General features: G+C 39.0%; 13 protein-coding genes. 8 read left to right on the forward strand and 5 right to left on the reverse strand.

The features are described from left to right. Window positions 1-53: 53 nt before the first annotated feature. Genes recA through ACGE0T_RS03510 form a run of 3 tightly spaced genes read right to left on the reverse strand, consistent with a single transcriptional unit; the run spans window position 54 to window position 2787 of the window. A complete protein-coding gene (gene recA / locus ACGE0T_RS03500; protein WP_459189154.1) occupies window positions 54-1097 on the reverse strand; it encodes a recombinase RecA in 1044 nt (347 codons plus the stop codon). Window positions 1098-1108: 11 nt separating this feature from the next. Next, window positions 1109-1567 (reverse strand): thioredoxin-dependent thiol peroxidase, encoded by a 459-nt coding sequence (bcp, locus tag ACGE0T_RS03505; protein WP_459189155.1) that lies wholly within the window; start codon window positions 1565-1567, stop codon window positions 1109-1111. A 23-nt stretch (window positions 1568-1590) separates the two neighbouring features. Next, complete coding sequence (locus ACGE0T_RS03510; protein WP_459189156.1) at window positions 1591-2787, reverse strand: saccharopine dehydrogenase family protein; 1197 nt, start codon at window positions 2785-2787, stop codon at window positions 1591-1593. 532 nt (window positions 2788-3319) lie between these two features. Here ACGE0T_RS03510 and ACGE0T_RS03515 point away from each other — a divergent pair. From ACGE0T_RS03515 to ACGE0T_RS03525, 3 genes are read left to right on the forward strand one after another with little or no spacing between them, the layout of a single operon-like run. Beyond that, entirely contained in the window at window positions 3320-5254 is a 1935-nt protein-coding gene (locus ACGE0T_RS03515; RefSeq protein WP_459189157.1) for a glycogen debranching enzyme N-terminal domain-containing protein, read from the forward strand. An 11-nt stretch (window positions 5255-5265) separates the two neighbouring features. Beyond that, window positions 5266-6528 (forward strand): glycosyltransferase, encoded by a 1263-nt coding sequence (locus ACGE0T_RS03520; RefSeq protein WP_459189158.1) that lies wholly within the window; start codon window positions 5266-5268, stop codon window positions 6526-6528. A gap of 27 nt (window positions 6529-6555) precedes the next feature. Beyond that, on the forward strand, window positions 6556-7845 hold the full coding sequence (locus ACGE0T_RS03525) for a glycoside hydrolase family 57 protein (RefSeq protein WP_459189159.1): 1290 nt from the start codon (window positions 6556-6558) through the stop codon (window positions 7843-7845). A gap of 143 nt (window positions 7846-7988) precedes the next feature. Here ACGE0T_RS03525 and ACGE0T_RS03530 read toward each other — a convergent pair whose 3' ends face one another. Together ACGE0T_RS03530 and ACGE0T_RS03535 are read right to left on the reverse strand one after the other, a co-directional pair. Next, window positions 7989-9365, reverse strand: a complete 1377-nt coding sequence (locus ACGE0T_RS03530; protein ID WP_459189160.1) for a DUF4270 domain-containing protein — start codon at window positions 9363-9365, stop codon at window positions 7989-7991. A 7-nt stretch (window positions 9366-9372) separates the two neighbouring features. After that, window positions 9373-10191: a glycogen/starch synthase gene (locus tag ACGE0T_RS03535; RefSeq protein WP_459190413.1), complete on the reverse strand. Its 819-nt coding sequence runs from the start codon at window positions 10189-10191 to the stop codon at window positions 9373-9375. Window positions 10192-10290: 99 nt separating this feature from the next. Between ACGE0T_RS03535 and panC the strand changes: the two genes are divergently transcribed. From panC to folD, 5 genes are all read left to right on the forward strand, one after another. Continuing rightward, window positions 10291-11130, forward strand: a complete 840-nt coding sequence (gene panC, locus ACGE0T_RS03540; RefSeq protein ID WP_459189161.1) for a pantoate--beta-alanine ligase — start codon at window positions 10291-10293, stop codon at window positions 11128-11130. Between the two features lie 61 nt (window positions 11131-11191). Continuing rightward, window positions 11192-11542 carry an aspartate 1-decarboxylase gene (gene panD, locus ACGE0T_RS03545; protein ID WP_298551446.1) on the forward strand — a complete coding sequence of 117 codons (351 nt, stop codon included), beginning with the start codon at window positions 11192-11194 and terminating at the stop codon, window positions 11540-11542. A gap of 99 nt (window positions 11543-11641) precedes the next feature. Beyond that, window positions 11642-12967, forward strand: coding sequence for an MATE family efflux transporter (locus ACGE0T_RS03550; protein ID WP_459189162.1), 1326 nt, complete (start codon window positions 11642-11644; stop codon window positions 12965-12967). Window positions 12968-13040: 73 nt separating this feature from the next. Next, the gene (ffh, locus tag ACGE0T_RS03555; RefSeq protein ID WP_459189163.1) at window positions 13041-14366 is read left to right on the forward strand and encodes a signal recognition particle protein; all 1326 of its coding nucleotides are present in this window, start codon (window positions 13041-13043) and stop codon (window positions 14364-14366) included. A 14-nt stretch (window positions 14367-14380) separates the two neighbouring features. After that, window positions 14381-15277 carry a bifunctional methylenetetrahydrofolate dehydrogenase/methenyltetrahydrofolate cyclohydrolase FolD gene (folD, locus tag ACGE0T_RS03560; protein ID WP_459189164.1) on the forward strand — a complete coding sequence of 299 codons (897 nt, stop codon included), beginning with the start codon at window positions 14381-14383 and terminating at the stop codon, window positions 15275-15277. Window positions 15278-15327: the final 50 nt, after the last annotated feature.

A 15327-nucleotide genomic window follows, 5' to 3' on the forward strand; every position in this document is an offset into this window, starting at 1 on the left:
CTATTTTATTGCTTTGCTACGCGCTGTTTTTATATGAGAGTTTACGAATACAATTATTTCAATTTTTCAAAAATCAAAGCTGATAATTCTTCTGCCAGTTCAGGATTGTCGGCAACACATTGTTTTGCTGCATCGCGTCCCTGACCTAATTTTGTATCGTTATAGCTGTACCATGAACCGCTTTTTTTAATGATATTCAGTTCTGTACCTAAATCTATAATTTCTCCGGAGCGGGAAATCCCTGCGCCAAACATGATATCAAATTCCGCTTTGCGGAAAGGTGGGGCAACCTTGTTTTTTACAACTTTAACGCGAGCCTGATTTCCTTTAACTTCATCTCCGTCTTTTAGTTGTCCGATACGACGGATATCCAAACGTACGGAAGCATAGAATTTCAGAGCATTACCTCCAGTTGTTGTTTCCGGGTTACCAAACATAACGCCGATCTTATCACGCAATTGATTGATAAAGATACAAGTGGTATTTGTTTTATTGATAGCTGCAGTCAGTTTACGAAGTGCCTGAGACATCAAACGAGCTTGTAGTCCCATTTTACTATCACCCATATCTCCTTCCAGTTCAGCTTTTGGTGTCAGGGCTGCAACAGAATCAATAACAACAATGTCTACAGCTGATGAACGAATTAACTGGTCTGCAATTTCCAGAGCCTGCTCTCCATTATCCGGTTGTGAAATCCAGAGATTTTCCACATCAACACCTAACTTTTCTGCATAAAAGCGGTCGAAAGCATGTTCTGCATCGATAAAAGCAGCAATACCTCCCATTTTCTGAGCTTCAGCAATCGCATGGATTGCCAAAGTAGTTTTACCGGAAGATTCCGGACCGTATATTTCGATGATACGTCCTTTGGGGTAACCTCCTACGCCTAATGCCGCATTTAGTCCTATTGATCCAGTAGGAATGACTTCTATATTTTCAATATTTTCATCACCTAATTTCATAATGGACCCTTTGCCGAAATCTTTTTCGATTTTATCCATTGCCGCACGTAGCGCTTTCAGTTTGTCTGCATTTACAGCAGCTTTTCCAGCAACTGGTTGCTTACCTTCTTCAAATAAATTATCTTCTTTTGCCATTATCTTAATTGTTATAGTTTAAGGATTTGATTTGCATGGTCTTTAGTCTTTACCTCTTTGGGACTAATGATATGAGTTACAATGCCTTCTTCATTAATAATAAAGGTTGTACGGAGAGTTCCCATGTATGAGCGTCCGTACATTTTCTTTTCAGCCCATACCCCGAACTCTTGCTGCAAAGTAGTGTCAGTGTCAGCAATAAGGCTGAAAGGTAAATTTTGCTTTTCGATAAATCCCTGATGAGACTTGGCACTATCCTTGCTTACACCAATCACTTCATAGCCGGCAGCTCTCAATTCTTCATAGCCGTCACGTAGACTACAAGCTTCGGCTGTGCAACCACTGGTGTTGTCTTTCGGGTAGAAATAAAGTGCCAGCTTTTTCCCTTTGAAATCGCTTAATTTTATTTCTTTTCCGTTTTGGTCAAGCCCAAGTACCTCAGGAGCTTTATCTCCTATTTGTATTGCCATATGTTTTTTATTTTTGCTTGATATTATAATTCAATATTAACATCGAACTGCTCATGCCAAGGCAGGCCTTGTTCGTTTAGTTCCTTCATGAATGGATCCGGATCGAATTCTTCAACGTTCCAGACGCCTGCTTTTTTCCAAAGTCCCTTCATGAAGAGTTTCGCACCAATCATAGCAGGAACACCTGTGGTGTAGCTAACAGCTTGTGCACCGGTTTCTTTGTAAGCTGCTTCATGGCTACAGTTATTATACACGTAATAAGTACGATCTTTTCCTTCCTTATCAATACCACGGATACGGCATCCGATAGATGTTTCTCCAGTATAATTTTCTCCTAAATCTCCCGGATTAGGAAGTACTGCTTTCAGGAACTGTATCGGAACAATTTCTTGTCCGTTGTACATAACGGGGTCTATGCGGGACATACCGATGTTTTGGATTACACGTAAGTGAGTCAGATATTCCTGTCCGAATGTCATCCAGAAACGGGCACGTTTGATCGTTGGGAAATTTTTTGTCAGACTTTCCAACTCTTCATGATACATTAAATAGGATTCGCGTGGACCTATATTCGGATAGATTAGTGGCTGATGTACAGACAACGGCTCTGTTTCAATCCATTTTCCGTGTTCAAAATATTTACCACGTTGTGTAATTTCGCGGATATTTATCTCTGGATTGAAGTTGGTCGCAAAAGCTTTGTGATGGTCGCCTGCATTACAATCTACAATATCCAGATATTGAATTTCTTTAAAATGGTGTTTAGCTGCATAAGCAGTATATACACCTGTTACTCCCGGGTCGAAACCACATCCCAGAATAGCAGTCAGTCCTGCTTTCTCAAAACGGTCTTTGTAAGCCCATTGCCAGCTGTATTCATATTTAGCTTCATCCAGCGGCTCATAGTTAGCTGTATCCAGATAGCTAACACCATAAGCTAAACAGGCGTCCATGATGGAGAGGTCCTGGTACGGCAAAGCGAGGTTTACAACCAAATCTGGTTTGAAGGAGTTGAACAAAGTAACGAGTTCGTCTACATTGTCAGCATTTACCTGAGCTGTCTGTATCTTTACATTTGTAATATCTGCAGCAATTTTATCGCACTTGCTTTTTGTACGACTGGCCACCATAATATCGGTAAAGACATCTGCATTCATTGCAATCTTCTTAACAGCAACGGTACTTACCCCTCCTGCACCAATAACTAATACTCTTCCCATTTACAAATAGAATTAATCTTGTTAATATACAATTTACAAGGTTTTAAACCTAACGACAAAAATACGATGAATATTTTAATAATACTACATCGTACCCTAAAATAAGTAACTTTCGATTACATCCTTATTATTAGCATATTAAGCTCTATAATATTCTTATAGCGGACTTCATTACTTATATTTTAACTATGTAGATATCTATGTTGAATACTTTGTCTTCCAATCCCTCCTGTTGCAAATATATCAGAGGGTTAAATATTTTACCATTATACCGGACTCTGAGAATGATGTCATTATCTTTTTTGATAAGTATTTTAACATCAATAAACATGTTAGAAAACACAGCTGTAGAAAATGTGTTTTTGTTAAAATCTTATTTATCAAGAAGATTAAGATTTTTGATTATTGTGAATTCTAAATAAATATGAAAGGGAATTTGTTTTTTTATTTTTTAAGTAATACATTTGGTCTTGATATACTATCAATTTTATAGTTGTAGTTTTAAATCGTAAACTTAAAACCAAATATACATATGAGTTATCTTAAATTTGACAAGACAGTGATGATAAACCTGGAGGAGTCGTTAGCTCGTGAGGTACTCCGTACCAATCGGAAAGGGGCTTATCATTGTACAACTGTCGTTGATTGTAATACAAGAAAATACCACGGATTGCTGGTTATGCCTGTTCCGGAGTTGGATGATGAGAACCATGTGTTGTTGTCATCTTTTGACGAAACGGTGATACAGCACGGTGCGGAATTTAATCTTGGATTACATAAGTACCAGGGAAATAATTATAGTCCAAAAGGACATAAATATATCCGGGAATATAGTTGCGATACGGTACCCCGTACTGTATACAGAGTGGGAGGTGTTATTTTCTCAAAAGAAAAGGTTTTTTCTTTAGCTGAGAATCGTATTATGATTAAGTATACATTGGAAGATGCCCATTCTGCCACAACCTTGAGATTTCGTCCGTTTTTGGCATTTCGCAGTGTGAAAGAATTAACTCATGCAAATGGAAATGTGAACCAATCTTATACGGAAGTTACCAATGGTATAAAAACCTGCATGTATCAGGGGTATCCTGAGTTATATATGCAATTTAGTAAAAAGGTGAAGTTCGTATATGAACCCTATTGGTACAATGGTATTGAATATCCAAAAGAGCAGGAGAGAGGTTATCCTTATAAGGAAGACTTGTACGTTCCCGGATATTTCGAAGTCCCGATTAAAAAAGGTGAATCTATTTTCTTTAGTGCCGGTGATAGTGCAGTTGCTACTACCCGTCTGAAAAGCCTGTATGAAACAGAAGTAGATGTACGTACACCACGTACAAGTTTTTTCAACTGTTTGAAGAATTCAGCACAACAACTTTATTTCCGTCCGAAAGATGATGATGCCTATCTGCTGGCTGGTTATCCTTGGTTTAAAGTGAGAGCGAGAGATTTATTTATAGCTCTTCCTGGATGTACACTATCTATAGACGATCCCGTTCGGTTTGAGAAGATTATGCATACAGCAATACCAGCTTTGAAAGCATTTATGGAGCATAATCGGTTTGATTCAGTCATTCGTGAGATTGAACATCCAGATGTGGGTTTATGGGCTATTTGGGCTATCCAACAATATGCAAAGAGTGTAGGTTTGGAACGTGCACGTGAATTGTATGCAGATATTATTTATCAAATTATCGAATATATTTCCGGTCAGAAACATCCGGATATGAAATTGATGGATAATGGTTTATTATTTGCTAATGGACGTGATAAAGCCATAACCTGGATGAATTCTACAATTAATGGTAAACCGGTTGTACCACGTTCTGGTTATATTGTAGAGTTTAATGCTCTTTGGTATAATGCACTTTGTTTTTATACTGAACTGACAGGTGGAGCGCCTATCGAGAAATATGATAAGATTATCAAAGCTGTGGATGTTTCTTTCCCCGAAACATTTATCAACGGATGTAACTATTTGTTCGACTCAGTGAATGGTTCTATGGTTGACTGGAGTGTACGTCCGAATATGATATTTGCAGTCGCTTTATCTTATTCTCCATTGACCCGCCTGCAGAAGCGTGCAGTAGTTGATATTGTTACTAAAGAGTTGCTGACTCCGAAAGGGTTGCGTTCTTTGAGCCCGAAAAGTGAGGGGTATAAACCTTATTATGTCGGACCGCAGTATGAACGGGATTTATCATATCACCAGGGAACTGCGTGGCCGTGGCTGCTGGGTGCCTATCTGGAGGCTTATCTCCGTGTATTCGGAAAAGGTGGAGTCCCATTTGCCGAACGTATGCTGATAAGTATGGAAGAGGAAATGTCATTACATTGTATCGGAACAATACCGGAATTGTTTGACGGAAATCCTCCGTTTATAGGCAGGGGAGCCATTTCATTTGGAATGAATGTGGCAGCTATTCTCCGTGTAGTAGATTTGTTGAAGAAGTATAACGCCGAATAAAACAATACCATATGAAAGCATTGATGTTTGGATGGGAATTCCCTCCTCATATTTTAGGAGGTTTAGGTACGGCAAGTTTTGGTCTTACACGTGGTATGGCCATGCAGCCTGATATGGATATAACTTTTTGTATTCCGAAACCTTGGGGGGATGAAGACCAGAGTTTTCTGAAAATAATAGGAATGTGTAATGTTCCGATAGTGTGGCGTGATGTGAATATGGATTACGTGAAAGAACGTCTGTCCAAATATATGGATCCGCAGAAATATTATGATTTGCGGGATCATATTTACGCCGACTTCAGCTACAGGAAGGTGAATGATTTAGGATGTATGGAGTTTTCCGGACGTTATCCTGATAATTTGCTGGAAGAGATTAATAACTATTCTATTGTGGCAGGAGTTGTGGCACGGACAGAGCAGTACGATATTATTCATGCTCACGACTGGCTGACTTATCCAGCTGGTATTCACGCTAAAAATGTAAGTGGGAAACCATTGGTTATCCATGTACATGCAACCGATTACGACCGTAGCCGTGGAAATGTGAACCCGGATGTATATGCAATAGAAAAGAATGGAATGGACAATGCCGATCATATTATGACTGTTAGTAATCTGACACGCCAGACTGTGATTGAGAAATATCATCAGGATCCTGCAAAAGTGACGACCGTCCATAATGCCGTGGAACCGATGAGCCCGGAAATTCTGGCCATACAGGATAAAAAAGGGGTGAAAGATAAGGTGATTACTTTCCTTGGACGCATCACTATGCAAAAAGGACCTGAATATTTTGTAGAAGCTGCTGCAAAAGTATTGGCAAAAGCTCCGCATGCACGTTTTGTTATGGCAGGAAGCGGCGATATGATGGACCAAATGATTCGTTTGGCTGCTGCTCGTAATATTTCGGATCGTTTTCATTTTACCGGTTTTATGAAAGGAAAACAGGTTTATGAAGTGTTGAAGGCTAGTGATGTGTACGTGATGCCTTCAGTTTCCGAGCCATTTGGTATTTCTCCTTTGGAAGCCATGCAGTGTGGCGTGCCGTCTATTATATCCAAACAATCCGGTTGTGCTGAAATCCTGGATTATGCAGTAAAAGTGGATTACTGGGATATAGAAGCATTGGCAGATGCCATGTATGCAATTATTACTTATCCGGCTATGCATGAATTCCTGAAAGTGGAAGGAAAGAGAGAAGTTGATAATATAAAATGGGAATATGCCGGACAGAAGGTTCGCCGTATATACGACCAGGTGATTAATAAATAGAATAGATAAAAATTAAAACAAGATATTATGAAGACGATCTGCTTTTATTTTCAGATACATCAACCGTTCCGCCTGAAAAGATACCGTTTCTTTGATATAGGAAACGATCACTATTATTATGATGATTTCCAGAATGAAGAAATTATCCGCCGTATTACCGAACGTTGTTATCTTCCAGCCAATAAGGTGATTTTGGATATGATAAAAACAAGTGGCGGAAAGTTTAAAGTGGCATTTTCTATTTCCGGTATGGCTTTGGAACAGATGGAAATTTATGCTCCCGAAGTAATTGATAGCTTTAAAGAACTTGCCGCTACAGGAAATGTTGAATTTTTGGCTGAAACTTATGCACATTCTCTTTCCTCTTTAGGTGATCCTGCTGAATTTCAGCATCAGGTGAAGAAACAGGAAGATAAGATTAAGAGTCTGTTTGGAGTTAAGCCGAAAGTATTCCGTAATACTGAATTGATTTATTCTGACGAAATTTCGGAAATGGTTTATCAGATGGGATATAAAGGCATGTTAACAGAAGGTGCTAAGCATATTCTGGGATGGAAAAGTCCGAACTATGTATATTCATCTTGTGTAGAGCCTAAGCTAAAATTATTGTTGAAGAATGACCGTTTCAGTGAAGATTTGTCAGAACGGTTCAGCAATTATAGCTGGAATGAATATCCTTTGACTGCAGATAAGTTTATGTCGTGGATTGCTGAGACTCCGGAGTCAGAACAGATTATCAATTTGTTCATGAACTATGAAGTATTAGGCTCGTTGCATCCGGCAGAAACAGGTATTTTTGAGTTCTTCAAAGCATTGCCTCGTTTTGCAGCAGATAAAGGAATCGGATTCTCTACCCCTTCTGAGGTATTTAACCTGATTAAACCGGTAGACTGTATTTCCGTACCTTATCCTATGTCATGGGTTGATGAAGAAAGGGATTGTAGCTCATGGTTAGGTAATGTATTGCAGCAGGAAGCTTTCCATAAGTTGAATGAAATAGGCGAACGTGTTCGTTTGAGCCAAACCCGCCGTATTCGTCAGGACTGGTATTATCTACAGAGTAGTGACCATTTCTACTATATGAGTACTAAGCATATGGGTACAGGTTTCAGTCCATACGATAACCCATATGATGCATTCAATAATTACATGAATGTGTTATCTGATTTCATAGTTCGTGTGAATGCAGAATTCCCTGAAACGATTGAGAATGAAGAATTAAATTCTCTTCTGACTACAATTAAAAATCAGGGAGAGGAAATTGAAGGTTTACAGCAAGAAGTAGATAAGCTGAAGAAGAAGTTAGCAAAGAAGTAATATAATAATGCTTTTAATAAGGAGGATACCAACAGCATATCCTCCTTTTTTATTTGATTCTTAGAATTCAAGTAAAATTCCTTAAACAAAAGAAGCACCTGTTTTTGATTGAAACAGGTGCTTCTTTATTATATCAATTTATTCTATTCTTTATACTTTATGCTCACCACTCTGATTTCCATAGCATCTTTGTCAATGCGAAGTTTAACTCCGGCAGGTCTCAGAAAGTTACTGATTGCAGAAGTATATTCTGTAGATGATCCGTAATAGTCACTTGAAGTGGATGTTTTACGTTCTACAGGAATAACACTCAAGACTAAATCTTTTTCCGGAGCTTTCTCGATATGATCTTTTAGCAAATTGGAGAGATTACCGAATGTATAAGTACGTGTTGATGTTGTGTATTGTCCACGATATGAAGTCCTGTTATTTTCGACCTTACTTTCCTTAAAGAAAGTGTCTACCGAATCTTTAGGCAATAGTAACAGATTGTCTGGTGCTTTGAATGCAAAATCCCATTTTTCTTGAGGTTCAGCCTTCAGGTTGAATGATAGGTTGCTTAAAATACGGCCCTTTATAATCGGGGCAATTTCTTTTGCCGGGATAGTTAGCTCCGTGTATACGCCTGATGGACTTTTTATATAAGCAAACTCGTCACTTGGTTTGAGTAATTCGTCTAAATTCTCATTTTGGATACGATTTAATTGGACAACTTCCGAAGTCACGCTAAAAGATTCGTTTGTTTTGACAATTGAATCTTGTCCGGCAGACCCTTTGACTATATACTTATAGTAGATAGACATAATGGAAGCATCAATATTCAAGATATTTCCTGTACCCATTGTAGTTGTAACATAGATACCGGGAAAGAATTCGTTGAAGGCCTCTTGATTTTTAAATGATGCCGGATTATTTTGCGTTTGATCGTAAAAACGCTGGCCTATTTCCAATGGCATTTTAATTTTTACACTGGGCTGGAATGTATAATTTCCATTAGAGTCTACTGCTTTTCTGACAGAGTCAGGAACAGTTACATCATAAGCAGTATAAGACTTTACTCCAAAATTGGAGTTGGGATTATAATAATCCTTTGGATCGGCATTTGTATAAAAATATCTGGGAAGCGCTTTGTTTACCTCGTACAATTGGACAGTCATCGGAGCAAGCGAGTCTCCCACCCAGCTACTATATAATATCCGGAATTCAACAGAATCAACCTTGCCGTTTATCGGAGTCTTTTTGAAACTGAAATTTTCCGGGCAGTAGAACTGGCAGAGGTAGTCAGACTTTAGATTGCCATATAATGGATCATAAATTTCTCCCAATGAACCATAAATAGTTCTTGCATATACAGAATCTGTTTTAACTGTTCTACCCTTGATGTAGAAAGTGTCAGCATAGACAATCACCCCATCTGATTCAGGCATGGTATTCATTCCTACCTGATGCAGCGTATCATCACAACCACTTAAGATTGATAATCCTAAGCTTAATCCAAGTAACACATGCTTGATTTTCATCTCTAAATTATTTTGAGGCTAATATGACATCATAAAATTCATTGAATTTGTCCATATAAATATCTGGAGATTGATAGGGGAGGAATTTAATATTTTTCTTGGTCTCTATATAATCCAGAATATCCTGATTAATAGTTTCACTGCCTTGTATTATACCGTCAGACATGTCGATCGCAAGTTTGCTTAGTCCAACAAAACTTGTATCGTTTTTAATACTTTTCAGGTCACTATCTTTTGCTCCGTCATCCTTCAGTTTGTTTATAAATTCTTTTCTGAACGGAGTTGTAAAGTCGTCGTTATAAATAGAATATACTATTTTTGCATTTCGAAGACATGGATCGTCAGCATACAATCTTTTGATGTAGAGGGCAGTTAATGCAGACATCCATCCATGACAATGGATTACATCCGGAATCCAACGGAGTTTTTTTACAGTCTCCAAAACACCTCTTACATAGAAGATAGAACGATCGTCATTATCTTCGTATTCATGATCATTTTCATCTTTTATAGTGTGTTTTCTTTGGAAGAAATCATCATTGTCGATGAAATAGATTTGCATACGAGCAGCTTGAATGGACGCTACCTTGATGATAAGCGGATGGTCTGTGTCATCAATGATGAGATTCATACCAGAAAGGCGGATCACTTCATGCAACTGATTGCGTCGTTCGTTAATGCTACCGAATTTCGGCATGAATGTTCTGATTTCACGACCACGCTCTTGTATGCCTTGCGGCAAATTTCTGCATATCGTTGCAATCTCTGATTCTGGAAGGTAGGGTGTTATTTCTTGGGCTATAAACAAGATTTTTTTTGCATCCATTCTGTAAATTAGTTTTATAAAGTCGGCACAAAGATAATAAAATTCTTTCATTTACGGTAATTATTTAGTTGCTTTGCACCGTCAATAAGCATCTAAGCGATGAAAATAGTAAGCAGTATCAAAGAATTAAAAAGTTATCTTGCTATAGAAAAGCAGAATAACAAGAGAATTGGTCTTGTCCCGACTATGGGAGCATTGCATAACGGACACCTCAGCTTGGTAAGGCGTTGTGCGGAGGAAAATGATATATGTGTGGTGAGTGTATTCGTTAATCCGACTCAGTTTAACGATAAAAATGACTTGGTTACTTATCCTCGCACATTGGATAAAGATTGTGCTCTTTTGGAACCGGCAGGTTGTGATTATGTCTTTGCTCCTTCTGAAACAGAGATGTATCCGGAGCCGGATACCCGCACATTCGATTTTGGCACAGTCTCAGCAGTGATGGAAGGTGCGCGTCGTCCGGGGCACTTCAATGGTGTAGCCCAGGTTGTCAGCCGGTTATTCTATATCGTAGAGCCAGACAATGCCTATTTCGGAGAAAAAGATTTCCAGCAGATTGCTGTGATTCGTGCAATGGTCAAACAGTTGAATATCTCTGTAACAATCAATGACTGCCCGATTATTCGCGAAGCAGATGGGTTGGCTTTGAGTAGCCGGAATGTTCGTTTAACCCCCGAACAGCGTCAAAAAGCGCCGCTGATTGCTCGTACCTTAAAAGAAAGTACTAACTTTGCAGCCGGAAAAAGTGTACAGGAGGTAATTGATTATGTTGTAAATACGATAAATGCCGACCCCGTAATGCGTGTTGAATACTTTGAAATAGTGGACGGGAATACAATGGAGTCTATCCATAACTGGTCGGATACGACTTATCCGGTGGGTTGTATTACCGTATATTGTGGAGAAGTTCGTTTAATCGATAACATAAAGTACTAAAAAACTGACGTTGCTACTTTTTCCTTAATAGCAGAGTGGAAATCAATTTATAGAAAAGACGATGTTAATAGAAGTAGTTAAATCGAAGATTCACCGTGTTACGGTGACAGAAGCAAACCTGAATTATATCGGCAGTATCACTGTTGATGAGGATTTGCTGGATGCCGCAAACTTGATCGCCAACGAGAAGGTCGCTATTGTAAACAACAATAACGGAGAGCGTTTTGAAACTTATATCATTAAAGGGGAACGTGGCTCTGGTGTCGTTTGTTTAAATGGAGCAGCTGCCCGTAAAGCCCAGCCGGGTGATATTATTATCATAATGTCATATGCATTGATGGATTTTGAAGAGGCTAAAACATTCAAACCATCCGTGGTATTTCCTGATACGGCAACAAATAAATTGATATAAGCATCGATAGCAAAAATTAGTGCAATATAGCAATAATAGAAAGCCTGTCCGATGCGACGGGCTTTTTTTATGAGTAAAATTTACCTAATTCTTATTTTTATGGTATATACCAATAAGCAAATTTGGAATGTAAGTTATCCGATTTTTTTAAGCCTTCTGGCACAAAATATTATTAATGTAACAGATACTGCTTTTTTAGGTAGGGTAGGAGAAGTTGAATTAGGCGCCGCAGCGATGGGAGGCTTATATTATATCTGTGCTTTTACGATAGCGTTTGGGTTCAGTACCGGTTCTCAGATTGTAATGGCACGGCGCAATGGGGAAAGAAACTATAGAGAAGTCGGTCCGGTAATGATACAGGGAGTCTTTTTTCTGTTGATTTTGGCAGCTGCATTGTTTATCTTATCCCGTCTCTTTGCTGCGGATATATTACGCGTATTGATTTCATCAGATACGATTTTACATGCAACGGAGGAGTTTTTGGATTGGCGTATATTTGGATTCTTTTTCTCTTTTGTTAATGTCATGTTTCGTGCTCTATTTATCGGTATAACGCGAACAAAAGTGCTGACAATTAATGCAATCCTGATGGCGGTAACCAATATTATACTGGACTATCTGTTAATTTTCGGTTATGGCGGTTTCCCTCAGATGGGAATAAAGGGCGCAGCGATTGCTTCGGTTATTGCGGAAGCTGTTTCTATTTTGTTTTTCCTGGTTTATACGCGTTTGACGGTCGACAAGCGTAAATATGGCTTGGACAAGATAACATCATTTGATTTAAACTTGCTAAAACGGGTATTAAGTATTTCAATATTTATGATGTTGCAATATTTTATATCAATGAGTACCTGGTTTATGTTCTTTGTTGCAGTAGAGCGGTTAGGACAGCGTGAACTTGCTATAGCCAATATTGTACGCAGTGTTTATATTGTGATGCTGATACCTATTAATTCCCTCTCAACCACGACAAATACATTCGTAAGTAATGCGATTGGAGCGGGACACATCAACCAGGTGATTCCTATTATTTCAAAGATATCTAAATTATCGTTGGGAATTATGGCATTGTTTGTTGCCATTGTCTGTATTTCTCCGGAAACTATACTGTCCATTTATACAAATGAAGTACGGTTGTTGGAAGATTCAGTCTCGTCGGTCTATGTTATATCTGTAGCCCTGCTGGTTGCCGCAGTTAGCAATGTCGTGTTTAATGGCGTTTCGGGAACAGGAAACACCCGTTCTGCCTTGTGGATAGAGATTGTTACGCTTGTTTTTTATTGTTTATATGTTTATGTGGTCGGAATGCGCCTGCAGGAACCTGTTTATATTTGTTTTACGGTAGAAGCAATCTATTATACAGGATTGTTATTATTGTGTATGATTTATTTGAAAAAAGGCAATTGGCAGAATAAAAAGATTTAGAGGTTTACATCCTTTTTTGTACCTTTGCGCCTTATTCATAGATTTGAAGATAAAATAAATACATATACGAATTATGTTTGAAAATTTAAGCGAAAGGTTAGACAGGTCGTTTAAACTGTTGAAAGGTGAAGGAAAGATTACTGAGATTAATGTTGCGGAAACATTAAAGGATGTGCGCAGAGCTTTACTCGATGCCGACGTAAATTATAAAGTGGCAAAAAGCTTTACTGATACAGTAAAGGATAAAGCTTTAGGGCAGAATGTGCTTACTTCTGTAAAGCCCAGTCAATTAATGGTGAAGATCGTTCATGATGAACTTGCCACTTTGATGGGAGGAACTGCAACAGATGTAAATCTGGAAGGGAATCCGGCTATTATTTTAATGTCAGGTCTTCAAGGTTCCGGTAAAACAACATTCACAGGTAAGCTGGCCAATTTGCTGAAGACGAAAAAAAGTAAGAAGCCGTTATTAGTAGCTTGTGATGTTTACCGTCCGGCTGCTATTGAGCAGTTGCGTGTTGTAGGCGAACAGGTAGGTGTACCTGTTTATATGGAACTCGAAAATAAAAATCCGGTAGAAATAGCCATGAATGCTATCCGTGAGGCACGTGCCAAAGGGAATGATGTGGTAATTGTGGATACGGCAGGCCGTCTTGCTATTGATGAGCAAATGATGAAAGAGATAGCAGCTATAAAGAGTGCTATCCAACCGGATGAAACTTTGTTTGTAGTGGATGCCATGACCGGACAAGATGCAGTGAATACGGCTAAGGAATTTAACGAACGTCTGGATTTCGATGGTGTTGTTCTGACAAAGCTCGATGGTGATACCCGTGGTGGTGCCGCCCTTTCTATCCGTACTGTAGTGGATAAACCAATCAAGTTTGTCGGTACAGGCGAAAAGATGGATGCACTGGATATCTTCCATCCCGAACGTATGGCAGACCGTATCCTGGGTATGGGTGATATTGTTTCTTTGGTAGAACGTGCACAGGAACAGTATGATGAAGAAGAAGCTAAACGTTTACAGAAGAAGATTGCTAAGAATCAGTTTGATTTTAATGACTTCATCTCCCAAATTCAGCAAATTAAGAAAATGGGTAACCTGAAAGAACTGGCATCCATGATTCCGGGTGTAGGTAAAGCATTGAAGGATATTGATATCGATGATAATGCCTTTAAGAGCATAGAAGCAATTATTTATTCCATGACTCCGGTAGAACGTACAAATCCTGCAATTTTAAACGGTTCACGCCGTCAGCGCATAGCTAAAGGTAGCGGTACTTCTATTCAGGAAGTGAATAAGCTGATTAAGCAGTTCGATGAAACCCGTAAGATGATGCGTATGCTTACCACGGCAAAACCGGGTGGAAAGAAATTCCCTTCACTTAAAAGATAAAACCAAAAAGATATATGGAAGAACAACATTATCAATTATTGGACGGAAAAGCTGTTTCTGCTCAGATGAAGCAGGAAATGGCAGAAGAGGTAGCACAGATTAAAGCTGCCGGTGGTAAAGTTCCTCATTTGGCTGCTATTCTGGTAGGGCATGATGGTGGTAGTGAAACATATGTGGCAAGCAAGGTGAAGACTTGTGGAGAAATAGGTTTTAAATCTTCTTTGATTCGTTATGAAGACGATGTGACGGAAGAGGAACTTCTCCGTAAGGTAGATGAACTGAATAATGACCCGGATGTAGATGGTTTTATTGTGCAGTTGCCGCTTCCTAAGCATATTTCCGAACAGAAGATAATCGAGGCAATTGATTATCGTAAAGATGTGGATGGCTTCCATCCTATTAATGTAGGACGTATGTCTATAGGTCTTCCTTGTTTTGTATCGGCAACGCCTGCAGGTATTCTGGAATTGCTTCGCCGTTATGAAATACCTACACGGGGTAAACATTGTGTGGTATTAGGCCGTAGCAACATTGTTGGTAAACCGATGGCTACTTTGATGATGCAGAAAGCGTATCCGGGAGATTGTACGGTAACGGTTTGCCATAGCCGTTCTGAAAATCTGAAAGAAATGTGCCTCAGTGCTGATATAATTATTGTAGCGTTGGGGGTTCCTGAATTCCTGAAAGCTGATATGGTGAAACAAGGAGCTGTGATTGTTGATGTGGGTACGACCCGTATGCCGAGCAGCGTAACTAAGAGTGGTTTCAAACTGACTGGTGATGTGAAGTTTGATGAGGTGGCTCCTAAATGCTCATACATTACTCCGGTTCCGGGTGGTGTTGGTCCTATGACTATTATTTCTTTGATGCGTAATACCCTTCTTGCCGGTAAAAAAGCAATCTATAAATAAAATCTGATTTTTAATAACGGAAGTAATGGTTTTCTTATAAAGTGGGAAAA

The sequence above is a fragment of the Parabacteroides sp. APC149_11_2_Y6 genome (genome assembly GCF_054506995.1).

Coding starts and splice junctions, on each gene's coding strand:
- panD (WP_298551446.1), top strand. CDS start 11,192: ATGTTAATAGAAGTAGTTAAATCGAAGATTCACCGTGTTACGGTGACA.
- ffh (WP_459189163.1), top strand. CDS start 13,041: ATGTTTGAAAATTTAAGCGAAAGGTTAGACAGGTCGTTTAAACTGTTG.
- ACGE0T_RS03515 (WP_459189157.1), top strand. CDS start 3,320: ATGAGTTATCTTAAATTTGACAAGACAGTGATGATAAACCTGGAGGAG.
- bcp (WP_459189155.1), bottom strand. CDS start 1,567: ATGGCAATACAAATAGGAGATAAAGCTCCTGAGGTACTTGGGCTTGAC.
- ACGE0T_RS03520 (WP_459189158.1), top strand. CDS start 5,266: ATGAAAGCATTGATGTTTGGATGGGAATTCCCTCCTCATATTTTAGGA.
- recA (WP_459189154.1), bottom strand. CDS start 1,097: ATGGCAAAAGAAGATAATTTATTTGAAGAAGGTAAGCAACCAGTTGCT.
- ACGE0T_RS03550 (WP_459189162.1), top strand. CDS start 11,642: ATGGTATATACCAATAAGCAAATTTGGAATGTAAGTTATCCGATTTTT.
- ACGE0T_RS03525 (WP_459189159.1), top strand. CDS start 6,556: ATGAAGACGATCTGCTTTTATTTTCAGATACATCAACCGTTCCGCCTG.
- ACGE0T_RS03535 (WP_459190413.1), bottom strand. CDS start 10,191: ATGGATGCAAAAAAAATCTTGTTTATAGCCCAAGAAATAACACCCTAC.
- folD (WP_459189164.1), top strand. CDS start 14,381: ATGGAAGAACAACATTATCAATTATTGGACGGAAAAGCTGTTTCTGCT.
- panC (WP_459189161.1), top strand. CDS start 10,291: ATGAAAATAGTAAGCAGTATCAAAGAATTAAAAAGTTATCTTGCTATA.
- ACGE0T_RS03530 (WP_459189160.1), bottom strand. CDS start 9,365: ATGAAAATCAAGCATGTGTTACTTGGATTAAGCTTAGGATTATCAATC.
- ACGE0T_RS03510 (WP_459189156.1), bottom strand. CDS start 2,787: ATGGGAAGAGTATTAGTTATTGGTGCAGGAGGGGTAAGTACCGTTGCT.